The sequence below is a fragment of the Pseudomonas sp. IT-P258 genome, assembly GCF_949767825.1.
Taxonomy (GTDB): domain Bacteria; phylum Pseudomonadota; class Gammaproteobacteria; order Pseudomonadales; family Pseudomonadaceae; genus Aquipseudomonas; species Aquipseudomonas monachiensis.
This window is the reverse complement of the sequence record NZ_CATKPU010000076.1, coordinates 62,273-83,776: the sequence shown is the minus strand read 5'-3', so window position 1 is coordinate 83,776 and position 21,504 is coordinate 62,273. Positions and strand designations below refer to the sequence as shown.

Annotated in this window: 14 protein-coding genes; 10 read left to right on the top strand and 4 right to left on the bottom strand. The window is 61.1% G+C overall.

The genetic code is table 11. The annotated features are described in order from the left end of the window. Positions 1-189 precede the first annotated feature (189 nt). A complete protein-coding gene (gene dacB / locus ACM6G4_RS22950; RefSeq protein ID WP_056721926.1) occupies positions 190-1,650 on the top strand; it encodes a D-alanyl-D-alanine carboxypeptidase/D-alanyl-D-alanine-endopeptidase in 1,461 nt (486 codons plus the stop codon). A gap of 101 nt (positions 1,651-1,751) precedes the next feature. Here dacB and ACM6G4_RS22945 read toward each other — a convergent pair whose 3' ends face one another. Together ACM6G4_RS22945 and rlmKL are read right to left on the bottom strand one after the other, a co-directional pair. Continuing rightward, the gene (locus tag ACM6G4_RS22945; RefSeq protein ID WP_414914678.1) at positions 1,752-4,151 is read right to left on the bottom strand and encodes a diguanylate cyclase; all 2,400 of its coding nucleotides are present in this window, start codon (positions 4,149-4,151) and stop codon (positions 1,752-1,754) included. 143 nt (positions 4,152-4,294) lie between these two features. Further along, entirely contained in the window at positions 4,295-6,565 is a 2,271-nt protein-coding gene (gene rlmKL, locus ACM6G4_RS22940) for a bifunctional 23S rRNA (guanine(2069)-N(7))-methyltransferase RlmK/23S rRNA (guanine(2445)-N(2))-methyltransferase RlmL (protein WP_056721923.1), read from the bottom strand. 530 nt (positions 6,566-7,095) lie between these two features. On the opposite strand from rlmKL, the gene rmf reads away from it, so the two are divergent. Continuing rightward, on the top strand, positions 7,096-7,311 hold the full coding sequence (gene rmf, locus ACM6G4_RS22935; protein ID WP_003223300.1) for a ribosome modulation factor: 216 nt from the start codon (positions 7,096-7,098) through the stop codon (positions 7,309-7,311). A gap of 224 nt (positions 7,312-7,535) precedes the next feature. On the opposite strand, the gene ACM6G4_RS22930 is transcribed toward rmf, so the two are convergent. Next, positions 7,536-8,555 carry a quinone-dependent dihydroorotate dehydrogenase gene (locus ACM6G4_RS22930; protein ID WP_056721922.1) on the bottom strand — a complete coding sequence of 340 codons (1,020 nt, stop codon included), beginning with the start codon at positions 8,553-8,555 and terminating at the stop codon, positions 7,536-7,538. A 228-nt stretch (positions 8,556-8,783) separates the two neighbouring features. On the opposite strand from ACM6G4_RS22930, the gene ACM6G4_RS22925 reads away from it, so the two are divergent. The 8 genes from ACM6G4_RS22925 to cobA all read left to right on the top strand — a co-directional run bounded on the left by ACM6G4_RS22925 (position 8,784) and on the right by cobA (position 20,341). Next, positions 8,784-9,995 carry a CmpA/NrtA family ABC transporter substrate-binding protein gene (locus ACM6G4_RS22925; protein WP_056722302.1) on the top strand — a complete coding sequence of 404 codons (1,212 nt, stop codon included), beginning with the start codon at positions 8,784-8,786 and terminating at the stop codon, positions 9,993-9,995. Positions 9,996-10,010: 15 nt separating this feature from the next. Continuing rightward, positions 10,011-10,586 carry an ANTAR domain-containing response regulator gene (locus tag ACM6G4_RS22920; protein ID WP_008048624.1) on the top strand — a complete coding sequence of 192 codons (576 nt, stop codon included), beginning with the start codon at positions 10,011-10,013 and terminating at the stop codon, positions 10,584-10,586. A gap of 318 nt (positions 10,587-10,904) precedes the next feature. Continuing rightward, on the top strand, positions 10,905-12,116 hold the full coding sequence (locus ACM6G4_RS22915) for a nitrate/nitrite transporter (protein WP_056721919.1): 1,212 nt from the start codon (positions 10,905-10,907) through the stop codon (positions 12,114-12,116). Between the two features lie 7 nt (positions 12,117-12,123). Next, positions 12,124-13,791 (top strand): protein kinase domain-containing protein, encoded by a 1,668-nt coding sequence (locus ACM6G4_RS22910; RefSeq protein ID WP_409078453.1) that lies wholly within the window; start codon positions 12,124-12,126, stop codon positions 13,789-13,791. 290 nt (positions 13,792-14,081) lie between these two features. Then, positions 14,082-16,535 (top strand): nitrite reductase large subunit NirB, encoded by a 2,454-nt coding sequence (nirB, locus tag ACM6G4_RS22905; protein ID WP_056721916.1) that lies wholly within the window; start codon positions 14,082-14,084, stop codon positions 16,533-16,535. Continuing rightward, a complete protein-coding gene (gene nirD / locus ACM6G4_RS22900; protein ID WP_046042889.1) occupies positions 16,532-16,849 on the top strand; it encodes a nitrite reductase small subunit NirD in 318 nt (105 codons plus the stop codon). Before nirB ends, nirD begins: the two co-directional genes overlap by 4 nt. Continuing rightward, positions 16,849-19,566, top strand: a complete 2,718-nt coding sequence (locus tag ACM6G4_RS22895) for a molybdopterin-dependent oxidoreductase (protein WP_414914677.1) — start codon at positions 16,849-16,851, stop codon at positions 19,564-19,566. Before nirD ends, ACM6G4_RS22895 begins: the two co-directional genes overlap by 1 nt. 10 nt (positions 19,567-19,576) lie before the next feature. Continuing rightward, positions 19,577-20,341, top strand: coding sequence for a uroporphyrinogen-III C-methyltransferase (cobA, locus tag ACM6G4_RS22890; RefSeq protein ID WP_223542331.1), 765 nt, complete (start codon positions 19,577-19,579; stop codon positions 20,339-20,341). A 73-nt stretch (positions 20,342-20,414) separates the two neighbouring features. On the opposite strand, the gene ACM6G4_RS22885 is transcribed toward cobA, so the two are convergent. Beyond that, the gene (locus ACM6G4_RS22885; RefSeq protein WP_056721911.1) at positions 20,415-21,458 is read right to left on the bottom strand and encodes an OmpA family protein; all 1,044 of its coding nucleotides are present in this window, start codon (positions 21,456-21,458) and stop codon (positions 20,415-20,417) included. Positions 21,459-21,504 lie beyond the last annotated feature (46 nt).

The following is a 21,504-nucleotide window of genomic DNA, read 5'->3' as shown; positions in this document are numbered from 1 at the left end:
AAGCCGCCGATTGCCTGACTCTCTGGGCCACCACGCCTACCGTCGGTAAAAAAATAGCCGATCAGAATGCCTGCGCACGGCACAAGCTGTGACACCTTGGGGCATAATGCCGACACTTTCATGACCATTGAGGGAATTTATCTCCATGCCCTCATCTTTTTTCCCCTCGGCTGTAGGGTTTTATTTCAGATGATCAAATCTTTGCGTCCATTGCTGTTGGCCGGTTTTCTTCTCCCCCTGGCCCTTCCCGTTTGCGCCGCTCCCGTCAATACCGCGTTGTCGCCCAACGTTGAAAAAGCCCTGAAAGCCAGCAAGTTGCAGGACAACGCCCTGTCGCTGGTAATGATCCCGCTCACCGGCCCCGGCACCCCGACGGTGTTCAACGCCGACGTGTCGGTCAACCCGGCGTCGACCATGAAACTGGTCACCACCTACGCAGCGCTGGAAATGCTCGGCCCGAACCACCAGTGGAAAACCGAGTTCTACACCGACGGCACCTTGAGCGGCGGCATTCTCAACGGCAACCTCTACCTCAAGGGTGGCGGCGATCCGAAGCTGAACATGGAAAAACTCTGGCTGCTGATGCGCGACCTGCGTGCCAACGGCGTCACCCAGGTCACCGGCGACCTGGTGCTGGATAAAACCTTCTTCGTGCAACCGCAACTGCCGGAGTTCAATGACGACGGCAACGACGAGAACAAGCCGTTTCTGGTCAAACCCGACTCGCTGCTGGTCAACCTCAAGGCGCTGCGCTTCGTCGCACGCAATGACTCGGGCAAGGTGCTGGTCTCGGTGGAGCCGCCGATTGCGAGCATCCGCATCGACAACCAGGTCAAGGCCCTCAACTCCAGGCAATGCACCGGTGGCGTGCGTTACAACCCGGTGGCACAGGCCGACGGCAGTGTGACCGTGACGGTCGGCGGTCAACTGGGTGAAGGCTGCAGCTCGCAGACTTACCTGTCGCTGCTCGACCACGCGACCTACACCGCCGGCGCCGTCCGCGCGATCTGGAAAGAGCTGGGTGGCAGCATTCAGGGCAGGGATGTGCTGGCGCCAACCCCGAAAGACGCCAAGGTCCTGGCCCGGGCGTTCTCGCCGGACCTGGCGGAAATCATCCGCGACATCAACAAGTACAGTAACAACACCATGGCCCAGCAGTTGTTCCTGAGCCTCGGCCAACGCTTCCGTACCGATGCCGATGGTGACGACGCCAAGGCCGCCCAGCGTGTCGTGCGTCAGTGGCTGGCGAAAAAGGGCATCACCGCACCGCACCTGGTGATGGAGAACGGCTCCGGCCTGTCCCGTGCCGAGCGTGTCAGCGCCCGGGAAATGGCCTCGATGCTCGAAGCGGCCTGGCACAGCCCGTATTCCGCCGAATACATCAGTTCGATGCCGATTGCCGGCACCGATGGCACCATGCGCAAACGCCTGAAGACCACTGCCATGCGCGGTGAAGCCCACGTCAAGACCGGCACCCTGAACACCGTGCGGGCGATTGCCGGTTTCAGTCGCGACGTCAATGGCAACACCTGGGCGGTGGTGGCGATCCTCAACGACAAGGCTCCGTTCGGCGCATCTTCGGTGCTCGATCAGGTGCTGCTGGACCTGTACCGCCAACCGAAAGTGCCACAAACGGCTTCGGTGTTGTAACCCGTCAAATCAAAAGATCGCAGCCTTCGGCAGCTCCTACAGGTATACACATAACCTTGTAGGAGCTGCCGAAGGCTGCGATCTTTTCAGCTCACCGCAGGTTAATTCATCTCCCCCTCAACCCTATCCCTTCCCGCTTGCTTCGCCGCATAGCCCCCCGAATCCGCGCGCAACAGCAAGGCATCGGCGCCCTCCCCGACCCGCCAACTGGCAATCCCGAAACTGGCGGTGACCGTACCGACACCTTCAATCGGTGAGCTGCGCAAGCCTTGCCACAATTGCTGGGCCAACATATAGGCATGTTCGCCGCCGCTATCCGGGCACAACACCATGAACTCCTCTCCGCCCAGGCGGCAGAACACATCGGTGCGACGCAGCCGGTGGCCGATCCGTTGGCACACGGCCTGCAACACCCGATCACCGACGGCATGGCCATGCAGGTCATTGATGCGCTTGAAATGGTCGATATCGAGCATGATCACCGACAGATCCCCACCGCCGCGCTCGACCCGGGCCATTTCGGTGGTCAAGCGTTCCTGGAAATAACGCCGGTTGTGAATACCGGTCAGCGAGTCGGTGACCGACAGCGCGCGCAACTCTTCTTCCACCCGCTTCATATCGGAAATGTCCGAGATGTAGCCGTGCCACAGCACACCGCCACCGGGCAGTTCCTCCGGCGTGGCCTCGCCACGTACCCAACGCAGACCCCGTTGTGGCAATTGCACGCGGTACTCCTCGCGCCAGGGGCTGAGGGTGTCGGCCGAGGCCCGGATCGAGGCGCGGACACGGGTGGTGTCCTTGGGGTGAATCCGGGTGAAGATCGCTTCGGCATTGAGCAGCAGCACGTCGGGTTCGAGCTCGTAGATCTCGCGAATGCCGTCGCTGGCATAGATCACGCTGAAACGCCCGTCGAACTCCATCTTGAATTGGTAGATCCCGCCGGGGACGTGGGCGCTGAGTTTCTTCAACAACAGATCCCGCGCCGCGAGCGCCTCATGGACCCGTTTGCGTTCGGTGATGTCGATGCACACCGCCAGGTGCCCGACCCACAGGCCTTGTTCATCGAGCATCGGCGTGGCGAGCATGTTGACCATCAAATGGCTGCCATCGCCGCGCACCAGCGTCCATTCCCGCGCCTCATGGTCGCCCTGCGCGTCGCCTTCGACCAGCATCGCCTGGCAGGTCGGCACCGGCTTGCCATAGCGCGCACTCAACTCGGCCGAGCGAGCAACCAGTTCCCGGGGCAGGTGCAGACTCTCCAGGGTCATATGCCCCACCACCTCGGCGCTGGAGTAGCCAAGCATCTGCTCGGCACCCGCATTGAAAGTGCTGATGACGCCGCGCAGGTCGGTGGCGATGATCGCGACCTGGGTGGCGGCATTCAGCACGCCACGCAACTGACCATGGGTGCCACGCAGTTCCTGCTCTCGGTCGCGCAGTTCCTGGGTGCGTTGCTCGACCAGTTTCAACGCCCGCTGCCGCTGGCTGACCAATACATACAGCAAGGCACTGAGCATCACGCTGAGCAACCCACCCAACACCACCACACTGGTGACGGAGGAATGGTTGGCCTTGACGAACGCGGCGCTGGGCTGGATATCGACTTGATAGTCATGGTCGGCCATGCGCAACAGGCGCGTGGACGACAGGTCGCTGATGGGCGGCGGGTTGGGCGACTCGAACAGCACCTCGTGCTGCTCGTCGATCGACAAGTCGAGGATGCGCACCGAGAGATAGTCGCGGCCCGCTTCCGGCAGTCCATCCGCCAGCAACTGGCGCATGCTGATCACCGCCATGACATAACCGAAGGGCTTCATGGCGCTGTGGCCCTGACTGTTGCGCTGCATGACCGGTGCAACCAGCAGCACACCACGCGCATAAGCCGGCTCGATACTCACCAGATGCATCGGTTGCGACACCGCCATGGCGCCATGTTGATCGGCCCGATCGAGCGTGGCACGCCGTAGCGGCTGGGCCAGCAAGTCGTAACCGAGGGGTGCTCCGAGTTTGCTTTGCGTCTGGCTATACAGCACCGCTACGTACTCATCTCGCTCGCCGGCCAGTTGCAATTGGCCGGCGGCGTTGAGTTCTCTCAGGGTGAAGCCGCTCAAGCCTTCGTCACGCACCCGACGCTCGAACGCCGCCCGCTCATCACGAGTGACCCGTTGGGCAAAGGAATACGCCTGGGTTCGCAGCAGCAAAGGTTGGGTGTAACCATCGAACTCCGCTCGGGACACCGAATCGGAATTGGCGAAAAACCGGCGCAGGCCGTCGAGGCGCTGCTCCTGATCTTCGAAACGCTCTTCGATACGGCTGTAACGTTCACTGGCCAGCAGTTGGAAGCGTTGCCGCAATTGATGGTGAAACAGATTAAGTGTCGACCACGCCAGCAACCCGGTGAGCACCCCGCCGACCAGCAATACCAGCAGCGCGACCAACCAGGCCGAGGCATCTTCGCTGATAAAACCCAGGATCCTGGGGCGCACGGCATGCAACGACATAGAACGCAACTCAAAACGCCAGGTGCGGGAAAGCCCTTTGGTCGTGAGTTGAGTTATAGCCATTAGCCACTAACTTGACCAGCACTGATGGGATCCAGGAGCCTTTGAAAATCAAGGCTCTGTGGATCCAATCAAATCAAGTGTCAACGCGCCGTGATTTTCCAGGCGCGATGGATCTTGGCATTACGGGAAAAATCCGGATCGATGGTCTGCGCGGTGATCTCCTCGACCGCATAGCGCTCGCCGAGATTGGCTTCCAGTTCGAACTTGCGGAAGTTGTTGGAGAAGTACAACACGCCGCCAGGCGCCAAGCGCGCCATGGCCAGGTCGATCAGTTGCACCTGGTCGCGCTGCACGTCGAAGACACCTTCCATGCGCTTGGAGTTGGAGAAGGTCGGCGGGTCGATGAAGATCAGGTCAAACTCGTCACGGCAGGCGTCGAGCCATACCATCACATCGCTTTGCTCCAGACGATTCTTGTCGGAGAAACCGTTCAGCGAAAGGTTGCGACGCGCCCAGTCCAGGTAGGTTTTCGACAGGTCGACGCTGGTGGTGCTGCGCGCTCCGCCCTTGGCCGCATGAACACTGGCGGTGGCGGTGTAGCAGTACAGGTTGAGGAAGCGCTTGCCAGCGGCCTCTTTCTGAATCCGCATGCGCATCGGCCGGTGATCGAGGAACAACCCGGTGTCCAGGTAATCGGTGAGGTTGACCAACAGCTTCACGCCGCCTTCATTCACTTCGACGAACTTGCCCTGAGCGGCTTGACGCTCGTACTGCTTGGTGCCGCTCTGACGCTCGCGGCGCTTGACCACCACACGGCTCTTGTCGATGTTCAACGCCTGCGGAATCGCCGCCAGGGCATCGAACATGCGCGCCGAGGCCTTTTCCGGATCGATGGATTTCGGCGCGGCGTATTCCTGGACGTGGACCCAATCGTGATACAGGTCGATGGCCATGGAGTATTCCGGCATGTCGGCATCGTAGACGCGGTAGCAGTCGATGCCTTCACGCTTGACCCACTTGCCCAGGGCCTTGAGGTTCTTTTGCAGGCGATTGGCGAACATCTGCCCGCCTTCGCTCAGGCGCGGCTGCTCGACCACCGGAGCCGGTGCCGGCGTCGGTTTGATCGGGTTGCCATTTTTGTTGAACTTGCGTTCTTGCGGTTCGTTCGGCGCCTGATCATAGGCGGCTTGCTCGCGCTCGACCTGGCGCTGTTCCGGAGTACGACGCTCGCCGGTGACGAACTGGTCCGGCAACACCTTGATCAGCAGCAGCTTGCACGGCAAGGCGCCGTTCCAGAACGAATACTGCTTGTGGCTGCGGATGCCCATGCGCTTGCCCAGGTCCGGCGCACCGGTGAACACCGCTGCTTCCCAGTTCAGGCAGGCCTGACGCAGGCGCTCGCCGAGGTTCTGGTAGAGGTAGAGCAGGCTCGCCTCATCGCCCAGACGCTCGCCGTACGGAGGGTTGCAGATCACCAGGCCTTTCTGGTTCTGGTCCGGACGCGGCTCGAAAGTTGCGACTTCGCCCTGGTAGATCTTGATCCACTCGCTCAGGCCGGCACGCTCGACGTTGTTGCGACCCGGTTGAATCAGTCGCGGATCAGCTTCGTAGCCGCGGATCCACAACGGTGTCTTGGCCAGGCCGGCCGCTGCGCGCTCAGAAGCTTCTTCATGCAATTTTTTCCACAGCGCCGGGACGTGACCGAGCCAGGCGGTGAAGCCCCACTGCTCGCGACGCAGGTTCGGCGCGATGTCGGCAGCGATCATCGCCGCTTCCACCAGGAAGGTGCCGACACCGCACATCGGGTCAGCCAGTGCGCCGCCTTCGGCCGCGATACGTGGCCAGCCGGAACGGATCAGGATGGCGGCCGCGAGGTTTTCCTTGAGCGGTGCCGCACCTTGCTGCAGGCGATAGCCGCGCTGGTGCAGGCTGTGACCCGACAGGTCGAGGGACAGAATGGCTTCGCCACGGTCCAGGCGCAGGTGAATACGCAGGTCCGGGTTGAGCTTGTCGATGGACGGACGGTCGCCTTGCGGGGTGCGCAGTTTGTCGACGATGGCGTCCTTGACCTTCAGCGCGCCGAAATGGGTGTTGTCGATACCCGAGCCATGGCCGCTGAATTCGACGGCCAGGGTGCCGTCATTGAGCATGTGGTCTTGCCACTCGATGTCCAGCACGCCGTGGTACAGGTCTTCGGCGTCCTTCATCGGGAAGCGCTTGAGCACCAGCAGCACGCGGTTGGCCAGGCGCGACCACAGGCACAGGCGATAAGCGGTTTCCATGGTGGCCATGCCACGCACGGCAGAGGTGTGCTCCCGTGCTTCCTCAAGGCCTAGCCCGACGGCTTCCTCGATGAGCAGGCCTTCAAGGCCTTTTGGGCAAGTGAGGAAGAGTTCGAAACGATCGGACATGGGGATTCCAGAACCTTTAGCTGAGTGACCGGGCAACGCATTGCCGGTCCGGTTTTCAATCAGGCGCTTTTCTCGAAGAACGCCCGCGTGGCACGAAGGTGTGCCGTTCCACCCCTGCTGCCCGGGTTAAATGAGCTTAGATGCAAGGACAGATAAAAAAGTTGATGCAACAAAATGTCATAAGTCGACCCTTCGTCGAATAGTGCTTCCCGGCAACGGGAGCCATTCTCAGTAAAGGATTAAGCCCATCATCCAGCGCAGAGCCGATCATACCGGGGTTTGGCCAATAAATACGCTACAACTGCTCTGTTACTTATGGCGTTAGCACATGAACGGTTACGTCCTTATGACAAAACGATCATTCCCTCGATGTGACGCATTGGTTAGAACTCAATACAGGTTGGCGCCGCAATGACGCCAACACCTTGGCTCGTCACGCCGGCAACGAGCCCCCAACGGCAGAGTTTTTCTGCCAGACCTCAATAGAGGTCGACGCGATAAATACAGTCAACAAGTGAGGGCAACACCCTATGAGAAGACTTAAGCGTGATCCGTTGGAAAGAGCATTTTTGCGCGGATATCAATATGGCGTTGGTGGTAAATCCCGTGAGCTTTGCCCATTTACTCTACCGTCGGTACGTCAAGCCTGGATCAACGGCTGGCGAGAAGGACGCGGCGACAACTGGGACGGTATGACCGGCACTGCGGGAATCCACAGACTCAACGAACTTCACGCCGTCGGCTAATTACAGGGCACAACACTCCGACACGACAATCTGACTTTGTACTGAATTAACCACGCACGTCCCATCCGGACGGCGGGCTCCGGCCCAGGGGCTCCTTCAAGGAGCCCTTTTTTATGCCTGTCCCATACCCCCCATTACCTTGTAGGAGCTGCCGAAGGCTGCGATCTTTTGACCTTGATTTCTAAAATCAAAAGATCGCAGCCTTCGGCAGCTCCTACAGGGGTTCAGCGTAGCGCTGCGATTGCGTCTACCGACTCACGAATCAGCGCCGGGCCTTTGTAGATGAAGCCCGAATAGATCTGCACCAGGCTCGCGCCCGCTGCGATTTTCTCGGCGGCGTGCTTGCCTTCGGTAATGCCGCCCGCTGCAATGATCGGCAAACGCCCACCCAGCTCCGACGCCAGCACTTGCACGGTGTGGGTGCTCTTGTCACGAACCGGTGCGCCGGACAGGCCACCGGCTTCTTCGCCATGCTCCATGCCTTCGACGCCTGCGCGGCTCAGGGTGGTGTTGGTGGCGATGACGGCATCCATCCCGGTTTCGATCAGCGCTTGCGCAACTTGTGCGGTTTCTTCGTCGCTCATGTCCGGCGCGATCTTGATCGCCAGCGGTACATGCTTGCCATGACGCAATGCCAGTTCCGCGCGGCGCTCGGCCAGATCGGCCAGCAACTGCTTGAGCGAGTCACCGAATTGCAGGCTGCGCAGGCCCGGCGTGTTCGGCGAACTGACGTTGACCGTCACATAGCTGGCGTGGGCATAGACCTTGTCCAGGCAGATCAGGTAGTCGTCCACGGCACGCTCGACCGGCGTATCGAAGTTCTTGCCGATGTTGATGCCCAGCACGCCTTTGTACTTGGCCGCCGCCACGCGGGCCAGCAGGTGATCGACACCGAGGTTGTTGAAACCCATGCGGTTGATGATCGCCTCGGCTTCCGGCAAGCGGAACAGACGTGGCTTCGGGTTACCCGGCTGCGGACGCGGCGTGATGGTGCCGATTTCGACAAAACCGAAACCCAGCTGGGCGAAACCATCGATGGCTGCGCCGTTCTTGTCCAGGCCGGCGGCCAGACCTACCGGATTCGGGAAATCCAGGCCCATGACATTCACCGGCAGCTTCGCCGGGGCCTTGCACAGCAAGCCGTTGAGCCCAAGACGCCCGCCCGCGCCGATCAGGTCCAGGGACAGATCGTGGGAGGTTTCCGGGGAGAGTTTGAACAACAGCTGACGGGCCAGGGTGTACATGGGCGGATTTGACTCGATTGGCGGCGAATTGAGGCGGCGATTATAGCCGGGCAACGGGGTGGCAAGCGAGGCGCGTGATCAAATCAACGGATAATGGCATATGCCTTGCACCACTCTGGGCACCAGCACCCATGCCAACGACCGAATGTGTGCAAAGACAATGGCGTCGTCCCCGGCCTGCTCAAGCAAGAACTCGGGACGACGTTTTTTTTGCAAGGTGAACACGCGATGAACGAACCGTCAGCCGGCCCCCTGGCTTGGGTCAATGGCAGCGATGCCCCGGAAAAAACCGAAATCAATCTCGGCTTCATGGCCCTGAGCGACTGCGCTTCTGTGGTTGTCGCCGCCACACAGGGCTTCGCCCAGCCCCACGGTTTGACCCTGAACCTCAAGCGGCAATCGTCCTGGGCCAACCTGCGGGACAAACTGGTCAGCGGCGAACTCGATGCCGCCCACAGCCTCTATGGCCTGATTTACGCCGTTCACCTGGGCATCGGTGGCGTGGCCGCGACCGACATGGCCGTGTTGATGGGCCTGAACCGGAACGGTCAGAGCATCAATCTGTCCCACGGCCTGCAGGCGCTTGGAGTGACCAGTCCTGAAGCACTGGATCGGCACGTGCACCAAACTCGCTCAAAACTCACCTTCGCCCAGACGTTTCCCACCGGCACCCACGCCATGTGGTTGTATTACTGGCTCGCCAGCCAGGGCATTCACCCGCTGCTGGATGTCGACAGCGTGGTGGTGCCGCCACCGCAAATGGTCGCGCACCTGCGGGCCGGGCGTATCGACGGCTTCTGCGTCGGCGAGCCCTGGTCCGCCAGCGCCGTGCAACAGGACCTCGGTTTCACCCTGGCCACGACCCAGACCATCTGGCCCGATCATCCGGAAAAGGTCCTCGGCTGCACCCGTGCGTTCGTCGAGCAATACCCCAATACCGCCCGGGTGTTGGTGATGGCGATTCTGGAAGCCAGCCGCTTCATCGAAGAAAGCACCGAGAATCGCCGCAGCACCGCACAACTGCTCAGTGCCGCGCAGTACCTTGACGCACCACTGGACTGCATCGAACCGCGCCTTCTGGGCGAATACGCCGACGGCCTTGGCCACCGCTGGCAAGACCCGCACGCGCTGCGCCTGCACGGGGACGGCGAGGTCAACCTGCCGTACCTGTCCGACGGCATGTGGTTCATGACCCAGTTCCGCCGCTGGGGCTTGTTGCGCGATGACCCGGACTATCTCGCGGTGGCCCGGCAGGTCCAGCAACTGGACCTCTACCGTGAAGCCGCCCGTGCCGTCGGCGTCGCTTCGTCAGCCGGGGAAATGCGCAGCAGTCAGTTGATCGACGGCAAAATCTGGGACGGCTCGGACCCGGCCGGTTATGCCCGCAGTTTCAAACTGCATGCAATGAGCGACAGCTCGCACCGATCCGCCAGCCGCTGACAGGAGACCACGAACATGCTGCGTATCCTGCTGATCAACGACACCGCCAAAAAAGTCGGACGCCTGAAGGCCGCCCTGACCGAAGCCGGATTCGAAGTGATCGATGAATCCGGCCTGACCATCGACTTGCCCGAACGCGTCGAAACGGTGCGTCCGGATGTAATTCTGATCGATACCGAGTCACCGGGCCGCGATGTCATGGAACAAGTGGTGCTGGTGACGCGCGACCAGCCACGCCCGATTGTGATGTTCACGGACGAACACGACCCCGATGTGATGCGCCAGGCGATCAAGTCCGGGGTCAGTGCCTACATCGTCGAAGGCATTCACGCACAACGCCTGCAGCCGATTCTCGATGTGGCCATGGCACGCTTCGAGAGTGACCAGGCCTTGCGCGCCCAGTTGCATGCCCGCGACCAGCAATTGGCCGAGCGCAAGCGCATCGAACTGGCCAAGGGGCTGCTGATGAAAATGAAGGACTGCAACGAGGAAGAGGCCTACACACTGATGCGCCGCCAGGCGATGAGCCGCCAGCAGAAGCTGATTCAAGTGGCGGAGCAGATTATTGCCATGAGTGAATTATTGGGTTGAACAACAAAAGATCGCAGCCTTCGGCAGCTCCTACGGGGTGCACAGATTCCCCTGTAGGAGCTGCCGAAGGCTGCGATCTTTTTGCTTTACACAAATTTCCGATATGGCACAGATCTGGCTAGGTAATCACTACAGGTAACCAACGGCGGTTGCCCCACCTACGACAAAGACGTCGCTCACCTCATTTGCCCTTGGCGGATCGGGTGGCGGCGTTTTTTCGTTTTGGCCCCAGAGCACGGGGCCGGTGGTGCGGCCGTATCGGCGCCCCACCTGCAAGCTCATGACTCCTTTCGAGACTCTTCACAGCTGAGGTGCGCAATGAATTCAAGCTTCTGGAAATCCGGCCATACACCCACATTGTTCGCAGCGTTCCTCTATTTCGACCTGAGTTTCATGGTCTGGTACCTGCTCGGTCCTTTGGCGGTGCAGATCGCCGCCGACCTGCAGCTGACGACACAGCAACGGGGGCTGGTGGTCGCCACGCCGATTCTGGCCGGGGCGGTGTTGCGCTTCGTGATGGGGATGCTGGCTGATCGCCTGTCGCCAAAAACCGCCGGCCTGATCGGCCAGGTCATCGTGATCTGCGCCCTGTTCGGCGCCTGGAAACTCGGGATCCACAGCTACGAGCAAGCCTTGCTGCTGGGCCTGTTCCTCGGCATGGCCGGCGCTTCGTTCGCCGTCGCCCTGCCCCTGGCCTCCCAGTGGTATCCGCCGCAGCATCAAGGCAAGGCCATGGGCATCGCTGGCGCGGGTAACTCGGGCACGGTCCTCGCGGCATTGATCGCCCCGGTGCTGGCGGCGGCGTTTGGCTGGAGCAACGTGTTCGGCTTTGCCCTGATTCCGTTGATCCTGACCCTGGTCGTCTTCGCCTGGCTGGCCCGCAATGCCCCCGAGCGGCCAAAAGCCAAATCCATGGCCGACTACTTCAAGGCCTTGGGTGATCGTGACAGCTGGTGGTTCATGTTTTTCTACAGCGTGACGTTCGGCGGTTTCATCGGCCTGGCCAGCGCCCTGCCCGGTTATTTCAACGACCAGTACGGCCTGAACCCGGTGACTGCCGGCTACTACACCGCTGCCTGCGTGTTCGGTGGCAGCCTGATGCGCCCCCTGGGTGGTGCACTGGCTGACCGGTTTGGCGGCATTCGGACCCTGTTGGCGATGTACACCGTCGCGGCGACCTGCATTGCCGTGGTCGGCTTCAACCTGCCGAGTTCCTACGCCGCCCTGGCACTTTTCGTCTGCACCATGCTCGGTCTGGGCGCAGGCAATGGCGCGGTATTCCAGTTGGTGCCCCAGCGTTTTCGCCGGGAAATCGGCGTGATGACCGGCCTGATCGGCATGGCCGGCGGTATCGGCGGGTTTGCCCTCGCGGCCGGCATGGGCGCGATCAAGCAAAGCACCGGCAGCTATCAACTGGCGCTGTGGTTGTTCGCCAGCCTCGGCGTCCTGGCCTGGTTCGGTCTGCACGGCGTGAAACGTCGCTGGAGAACCACCTGGGGTTCGGCCGCCGTGACGGCTGCGCGGGTCTGAGGCCTCGATGAGCCTGCAACTGAGTTTCGCCGAAGCCAGTGCCATCGGTCCCCGCGAGGAAAACCAGGATGCCCTGCGCCTGGTCACGCCGGCTCCGGCGCTGGCCGCGAGCAAGGGTTACCTGTTCGCGATTGCCGACGGTGTCAGCCAGTGCGTCGATGGCGGTCTGGCCGCCCGTTCGACGCTGCAGGCCCTGGCGCTGGATTACTACGCCACGCCGGAAACCTGGAGCGTCGCACAGGCGCTCGATCGTCTGTTGCTGGCGCAGAACCGCTGGTTGCAGGCCAATGGCGGCGGACAACCGCTGCTGACCACCCTCAGTGCGCTGGTCCTGCGTGGCCGGCGTTTTACCCTGGCCCATGTCGGCGATTGCCGGGTGTATCGCTGGCACGCCGACCAATTGCAGCGAATCAGTGAGGATCACGTCTGGGACCAGCCGGGCATGCAGCATGTGCTGAAACGGGCACTGGGGCTCGATCAACACCTGGTGCTGGATTTTCTCGACGGTGAGTTGCGCCCCGATGAAAGCTTCGTCCTGCTCAGCGACGGCGTCTGGGCCGTCCTGGGCGATACCGCCATTGCCGCGATCCTGCGGGACCAACCGGACTTGCACAGCGCTGCGCAAACCCTGGTCAATGCCGCGCACCTGGCGGGCAGCCAGGACAACGCCAGCGCCTTGCTGGTACGGGTCGATGCCTTGGGCGAAGCGAGCATTGGCGATGCATTGATGCACTTGCAGCAATGGCCACTGCCGCCCGCCCTGAAACCGGGTCAGGCGTTCGAGGGCTGGCAGGTCGAGGGGATCGTCGCACAGAGCCAGCAATCGCTGCTTTATCGCGTTCGCGACAGCCAGCAACAACCCTGGCTGCTGAAAACCCTGCCCGGGCGCCTGCACGACGATCACCAGGCCGGGCAAGCATTACTGTCGGAGGAATGGTTTCTCAAACGCGTGGCCGGTCGACACTTTCCTGAAGTCCATGCCGCCAGTCAGCGTCAGCATTTGTACTACGTGATGCGAGAATATTCGGGCGCTACCCTGGCCCAACGGCATGAGCAAAGCGGCCCCTTGCCGTTGCCCCAGTGGCAAGACATCGCCGAACGCTTGCTGCGAGCGGTCGGCCTGTTGCACCGGCGGCAGATCCTGCATCGCGATATCAAGCCGGAGAACCTGCTGCTGGGGGACGATGGCGAGTTGCGCCTGCTGGATTTCGGCCTGGCCTACTGCCCCGGTCTCTCGCAAGACCTGCCCTGGGCGCTGCCGGGTACACCCAGTTACATTGCACCCGAAGCCTTTCGCGGCGAAGTACCGACGCCACGGCAGGACTTGTACGCCGTCGGTGTGACCCTGTATTTCCTGCTCACCGGGCACTATCCCTATGGCGAAATCGAAGCGTTCCAACGCCCCAGGTTTGGCCTCCCGGTCAACGCCAGCCGCTACCGGCCCGACCTGCCGGACTGGATCGCCCATAGCCTGGAACGCGCCGTGGCGGCGGCCCCCGACCAGCGTTTCGAAACGGCGGAAGAATGGCTGCTGCTGATGGAACAGGGCGAACGCCGCAGCTTGAGCGTGCGTCCCAAGCCCTTGCTGGAACGCGAGCCACTGAAAGTCTGGCGGACATTGGCGCTGGTGTCCTTGCTGCTGAACCTGGTGCTGCTGGTGGTTGCGCTCCATTAGCGGGCAAAGCGCCTTGAATCGGTGCATTCCCTCAGGTATCCGCCCTTGTGAACGGGGAAAAAGCCAACAAACACGGGTTTTGAGCGACTTGGCATAACCGCTGCATTACCTCTTGCAACAGACATACAGCGCAGGCTTCAACGACGAAGGTTGCACTTCCCGAGAGAACGGGACCAGGACAAAGGCGTCCTCGCTAGGCAACTAGCGGGACGCCTTTTTTTGTTTGCGCAAAATTTGTCGAGCATGGCCTGAACCCTGATGAGGCAGGCCTGAGCTCCCCGGAGAACCTGATGAAAAAACTAAAACTGGTGATGATCGGCAACGGCATGGCCGGGGTCCGGACCCTGGAAGAGCTGCTCAAACTGAGCACTGAGCTGTACGACATCACGGTCTTCGGTGCTGAACCGCACACCAACTACAACCGCATCCTGTTGTCGCCGGTGCTGGCGGGCGAACAAACCTTCGAAGAGATCGTGCTCAACGACCTGGACTGGTACCTGGAAAACAACATCAAGCTGCTGCTCAACCGCAAGGTGGTGGAGATCGACCGGGTCAAGCGCCGGGTCATTGCCGAAGACGGCAGCGAAGCCGAATACGATCGCCTGCTGATCGCCACCGGCTCGACACCTTTCATCCTGCCCATTCCCGGCAATACCCTTGAAGGCGTGATCGGCTACCGCGACATCGCCGACACCCAGGCCATGATCGACACCGCGAAAACCCATCGGCACGCCGTGGTGATCGGTGGCGGCCTGCTCGGCCTGGAAGCCGCCAACGGTCTGATGCTGCGGGGCATGCACGTGACCGTGGTGCATATCGGCGAGTGGTTGCTGGAACGGCAACTGGACAAGACCAGCGGCCAGTTGCTGCAATCCGCGCTGGAATCTCGCGGCCTGCATTTTCGCCTGTGCGAGCAAACCCAGGCCTTGCACGACGCGGGCAACGGCCGGGTCGGTTCGGTGCAATTCAAGAACGGCGACATCATCCCCGCCGACCTGGTGGTGATGGCCGCCGGCATCCGCCCCAATACCGAACTGGCGGAGAAATCCGGCATTCCGTGCAGCCGCGGGATTCTGGTCAACGACACACTGCAAACCTACGACCCACGGATTTATGCCATCGGCGAGTGTGCCAGCCACCGCGGCATCGCCTATGGCTTGGTGGCGCCGCTGTTCGAACAGGCCAAGGTCTGCGCCAACCACCTCGCCCAACTCGGTTTTGCCACCTACAAGGGGTCGGTGACCTCGACCAAATTGAAGGTTACCGGCATCGACCTGTTCTCCGCCGGCGACTTCATGGGCGGTGAAGGCACCGAGACCATCACCCTCTCGGACCCGATCGGCGGGGTCTACAAAAAACTGGTGATCAAGGATGACGTGCTGGTCGGCGCCTGCCTGTACGGCGATACGGCAGACGGCGGCTGGTATTTCCGGCAGATCCGTGAGAATCACGCCATTGGCGAGATCCGCGATCATCTGATGTTTGGCGAAAACGCTTTAGGCGACGTAGGACATCAAGGCCAGGACAAAGCCATGAGCATGGCCGACACCGCCGAAGTCTGCGGCTGCAACGGCGTGTGCAAGGGCACCATCGTCAAGGCCATTCAGGAACACGGGCTGTTCAGTGTCGACGACGTCAAGAAACACACCAAGGCTGCCAGCTCCTGCGGCTCCTGCGCCGGGCTCGTCGAACAGATCCTGATCAATACCGTGGGCGGCGCGGCGGACGTCAAACCGAAAAGCGAAAAGGCCATCTGCGGCTGCAGCGATCTCAATCACGGGCAAATCCGCCAGGCCATCCGCGAGCAGCACCTGCTGACCATCGCCGGCACCCTGAGCTACCTGAACTGGCGCACACCCAACGGCTGCGCCACCTGCCGCCCGGCGCTCAACTACTACCTGATTTCCACCTGGCCAGGGGAAGCCAGGGACGATCCACAATCGCGCCTGATCAACGAACGCGCCCACGCCAACATTCAGAAAGACGGCACCTATTCGGTAGTCCCGCGGATGTGGGGCGGTGTGACCAATCCTTCAGAGCTGCGGCGCATCGCCGACGTCGCCGACAAGTACAACGTGCCAATGGTCAAGGTCACCGGTGGCCAGCGCATCGACTTGCTGGGCATTCGCAAACAAGACCTGCCAGGCGTGTGGAAAGACCTGGACATGCCGTCTGGCCACGCCTACGGCAAATCCATCCGCACGGTGAAAACCTGCGTCGGCAGCGAGTTCTGCCGCTTCGGTACCCAGAACTCCACACAACTTGGCATTGAACTGGAACATGACCTGTTCAACATGTGGTCGCCGCACAAGGTGAAGCTGGCTGTCTCCGGTTGCCCGCGCAACTGTTCGGAAGCCGGTATCAAGGATGTGGGAATTATCGGTGTGGACTCTGGCTGGGAGATGTACATCGGTGGCAACGGCGGGATCAAGACCGAGGTCGCGGAGTTCTTCGTCAAGCTCAAGACCGCCGAAGAAGTGCGCGAATACAACGGTGCATTCCTGCAGCTCTATCGCGAAGAAGCTTTCTACCTCGAACGCACCGTGCACTACCTGCAACGGGTCGGCATGGAACACATCAAGAAAGCCGTGCTGGAAGATCCGGAGCGGCGCAAGGCGCTCAATGATCGCCTGCAATTCTCCCTGTCGTTCGAACAGGACCCGTGGAAGGAGCGCCTGGAACAGCCCCAGCTGAAAAAAGAATTCGACGTCATCCCCGTGAAAAACCTGGAGGTGCTGGCATGAACTGGCTGGATATCTGCGCACTGGAAGAGATCAATGCCCTGGGCTCGCGGATCATCGCCGGGCCAAAGGGAGACATCGCGATTTTTCGTACCAGCGACGACGAAGTGTTCGCCCTTGACGACCGCTGCCCGCATAAGGGCGGCCCGTTGTCCCAAGGCCTGGTCTACGGCAAGCGGGTGGCCTGCCCGTTGCACAACTGGCAAATCGACCTGGAAAGCGGCGAAGCCCTGGCCCCGGACATCGGCTGTGCCCACCACCATCTCGCCCGGGTGGAAAATGGCCGGGTGATGCTGGCCCTGCGGGATGCAGGCTGATGGACCGCCAGATCACTGCATCCACCTGCTGTTACTGCGGGGTCGGCTGCGGCGTGCTGATCGAGCACGACGGTTCACGCATCCTCGGCGTCAGCGGCGACCCGGCGCACCCGGCCAATTTCGGCAAACTGTGCAGCAAGGGCTCGACCCTGCACCTGACCGGCGACTTGACGGCGCGGGCGCTGTACCCCGAACTGCGCCTCGGTAAAGGCCTGGCCCGTCACCGCACCGATTGGGATACCGCCCTCGATCATGCCACCAGTGTATTTGCCGCAACCATTGCCGAGCATGGCCCGGACAGCGTGGCGTTCTACATTTCCGGGCAACTGTTGACCGAGGACTACTACGCCTTCAACAAGCTGGCACGTGCCCTGATAGGCACCAACAACATCGACAGCAATTCGCGCCTGTGCATGTCCTCGGCAGTCGTCGGCTACAAGCGCAGCCTGGGTGCCGACGCCCCGCCCTGCAGCTACGAAGACCTGGAGCTGAGCGATTGCGTGATGATCGTCGGCAGCAACATGGCCTACGCCCACCCGGTGCTGTTTCGCCGGCTGGAAGCCGCCAAATCCCGCCGGCCACAGATGAAGGTCATCGTCATTGACCCGCGTCGCACAGACACCTGCGATCTGGCTGACCTGCACCTGGCGATCTTGCCGGGCACCGATGTCGCCCTGTTCCATGGGATTTTGCATCTGCTGTTGTGGGAAGACTGGATCGATCGTGACTTCATCCGCGACCACACCGAAGGCCTGGCCGAGCTGAAAAGCCTGGTGCGTGACTACACGCCGCAAATGGTTTCGCAGCTCTGCGGAATCAGTCTCGGGCAATTGCAGCAGTGTGCCGAGTGGATCGGCACGTCACCGAGCTTTCTGTCGCTGTGGTGCATGGGGCTTAACCAGTCCACCGCCGGCAGCGCGAAAAACAGTGCACTGATCAACCTGCACCTGGCCACCGGGCAGATCGGTCGTCCCGGCGCCGGACCTTTCTCCCTCACCGGTCAGCCAAATGCCATGGGCGGAAGGGAAACCGGCAGCTTGTCCAACCTGCTGCCCGGCCACCGTGACGCCGCCAATCCGCAACACCGTGAGCAAGTGGCGTCCTACTGGGGCGTCGAGCAACTGCCGGAAAATCCCGGGCTCACCGCAATCGAACTGTTCGAGCAAGTGCGCAATGGCAAGATCAAGGCGTTGTGGATCGCCTGTACCAACCCCGCGCAATCCATGCCGGACCAGACGGCCGTGCGCGCAGCGCTGCAAGCCTGCCCGTTCGTGGTGTTGCAGGAAGCCTTCAGCACCACTGAAACCGCGAAGTTCGCCGACCTTTTGCTGCCCGCCGCCAGCTGGGGGGAAAAGGAAGGTTGCGTGACCAACTCCGAGCGGCGCATTTCCCACGTACGCCAGGCAATTGTCGCACCGGGTGAGGCGCGGCCGGACTGGGCAATCACCGTAGATTTCGCACAACGCCTGGAAAAACATCTGCGCCCCGGCCAAACCAGCCTGTTTGAATTTAATAATCCCGCTCAGGTCTTTGACGAATACAAACAACTGACTCAAGGTCGCGACCTGGATCTGTCCGGTATCAGCCATGCACTGATCGATCGTCTCGGCCCACAGCAGTGGCCCTTCCCTGCGGGTGCCGTTGAAGGCACGGCCCGGCTGTACGTCGACGGGGTATTCGCCACTGCCAATGGGCGCGCACAGTTCGTGGCCGATCCCTACCGCGCCGCCAAAGAGCAACGGGATGCACGCTTCCCGCTGACCCTGATCACCGGCCGCCTGCGCGATCAATGGCACGGCATGAGCCGCACCGGCACCGCCGCGCAGTTGTTCGGCCATGTCAACGAAGCGGAGTTGAGCCTGCACCCGGACGAACTGCGTCGCCATCGCCTGCAGCCGGGGGATCTGGTCAGCCTGAAAAGTCGGCGTGGCGCAGTCATCGTCGCAGTTGCCAGCGATGACAGCGTGCGTCCGGGCCAGGCCTTTTTACCGATGCATTGGGGCGACCGTTTTCTCAAGGGCGGGGTGAACAGCCTCACCCTGCCCGCATTCGATCCTTTGTCGAAACAGCCCGAACTTAAACACAGCGGCGTTCGCCTGGATCCGGTGGATCTGCCCTGGAAACTGTTCGCACTGATCGAGGGTGATGTTCAACGGCATTTTGAGACGCTACGGCCGCTTTGTGAGGCGTTTTCCTACGTCAGCCTCAGCCTGGTTGGTCGTGAGCGCCCGGCCCTGCTTATAAGGGCGGCCAATACTTCAGCGCCTGCGGCAGAGCTGCTAAGCGAAATCGATAAAAACCTGGCACTCGATGATGGCCCGGTGCTGGCTTACGACGATCCTCGGCGGGCCATTGGCAAGCGCGTGCGAATCGAAAATGGCCGGATCACTGCCATTCGACTGGCCGGGGAAACCCTTGCCCAGCACTGGTTGCAGGGGTTGTGGCTCGAAGGTCGCGCGGACCAGCAACTGCGGCGCTGGCTGCTTGCGCCGCTGAGCGCACCACCGGGCAACCTCGACGCGCCCGTCAACGCGAACAAGATCCTGTGCAATTGCAAGAACGTCGGCCAAAACGCGATCTGCGCCGGCATCAGCCGTGGCCTGGACTTGCAGGGACTCAAGCAAGAACTGGGTTGCGGCACGCAATGCGGGTCCTGCGTTCCGGAAATCAAACGCCTGCTGGCTGCCACGGCGCAGCCAGTCACCGTCTTCTCGTGAGGAAAACACTATGAGTGCAAAAGTCTGGCTGGTAGGTGCGGGCCCGGGTGATCCGGAGTTGCTCACATTGAAAGCGGTACGCGCCTTGCGCGAGGCAGATGTGGTGCTGATCGATGACCTGGTCAATGTCGCGGTACTCGAGCATTGCCCCGGGGCGCGGATCATCCCGGTGGGCAAGCGCGGCGGCTGCCGCTCCACCCCGCAAGCGTTCATCCATCGCCTGATGCTTCGTTATGCCCGGCAGGGTAAATGCGTGGCACGGCTCAAGGGCGGCGATCCATGCATTTTCGGTCGCGGTGGAGAAGAAGCGCAGTGGTTGCGTGAGCGTGGGGTCGAAGCCGAGTTGGTCAACGGCATCACTGCCGGGCTGGCGGGGGCAACGCAATGCGATATTCCGCTGACTTTGCGCGGTGTCGCCCGTGGTGTCACGCTGGTCACCGCACACACCCAGGACGACAGCCAATTGAACTGGCAGGCACTGGCCCAAGGCGGAACGACGCTGGTGATTTACATGGGAGTGGCCAAGCTCGGTGAAATCCGGGAACAGCTATTGGCCGGCGGCATGGCGACGGATACGCCCGTGGCCATGATTGAAAACGCCTCCTTGCCCCATCAACGGGAATGTCGGAGCACTCTCACAGACATGGATGAAGCTGCCTACAGATTCCAACTGAAAAGCCCTGCCATAATGGTGATCGGTGCAGTGGCAGCCAGTGCAACTCAATCCCTGTGGCAGCATGATTTGCCTGTGATGACGGCAGATCAGTCAGCGTAGTTTCACCCGCTCCACCAAATCGCAGACAAAGAAAAGCCCGGCCTGAGCCGGGCTTTTCAGAGCTGCGAGCTAATTACTTAGCTTGAGCTTCAACCTGCGCTTCTACGCGACGGTTAACAGCGCGACCAGCTTCAGTTTTGTTGTCAGCAACTGGGCGGGATTCGCCGTAGCCAACGGACTGAACGCGGGACGACTCAACACCGTACTGGTTGGTCAGAACTTGCTTAACGGCGTTTGCACGACGCTCGGACAGTTTCTGGTTGTAAGCGTCAGGACCGACGGAGTCAGTGTGACCTTCAACAGTAGTGGTGGTGGATGGGTACTGCTTCATGAAGTCAGCCAGGTTCTTGATGTCGCCGTAGCTGTTTGGCTTGACTACCGACTTGTCGAAGTCGAACTTCACGTCCAGCTCTACACGAACGACTTCAGCAACAGCTGGGCAGCCATCAGCGTCAACAGTTACGTTGGCCGGGGTGTCCGGGCACTTGTCAACGTTGTCGCAAACGCCGTCGTTGTCGCTGTCGGAGCAAACTTCTGGAGCTGGAGCTGCAGCGACAGGCTTGTTGCCGCCACCGAAGTTAACACCCAGACCTACGGACGGGATGTAGTCCCAACGGCCGTTGTCCAGCTTGTAGTCAGCTTCTACGCCAGCACGAGCGTAGACGTTTTCCAGGAAGTAGTACTTCAGGCCAGCGCCAGCAGTCAGGAAAGTCGACTGGTCACGACCGGTGTGGCCGTCAGCGGCTACGTTGGTCATGCTGCCGTGCTTAACACCACCTTGAACGTAAGGACGCAGAGCGTCGCCAGCGTTGTTGAAGTGGTACTGAGCGTTCAGACCAAACTGGTCGCCTTCGATTTTCTGATTGCCAGTACCGTTGTTCGAACGGGTGTAGTCGTCGTTGTTGTAGGTAAAGTTCAACGATACGTCGTCGGTCAAGAAGTAACCGATGGAGGCGCCAGGAGTGTAGCCGTCTTCAACGTTGTTAACGCTGTCGTTGTACTTCTTCCCGTAGTTGAGCTCGCCTTCAACTGCGCCTTGGCCTTGTGCCAATGCGCCGAACGAAGTAGCGGCAATAAGAGTACCAATGGCCAAGCCCAAGGTGTTTTTCAGTTTCATCCGTTAAATCCCCATCTGGTGATTGTGAAGCAGTCCCGCAAACCGG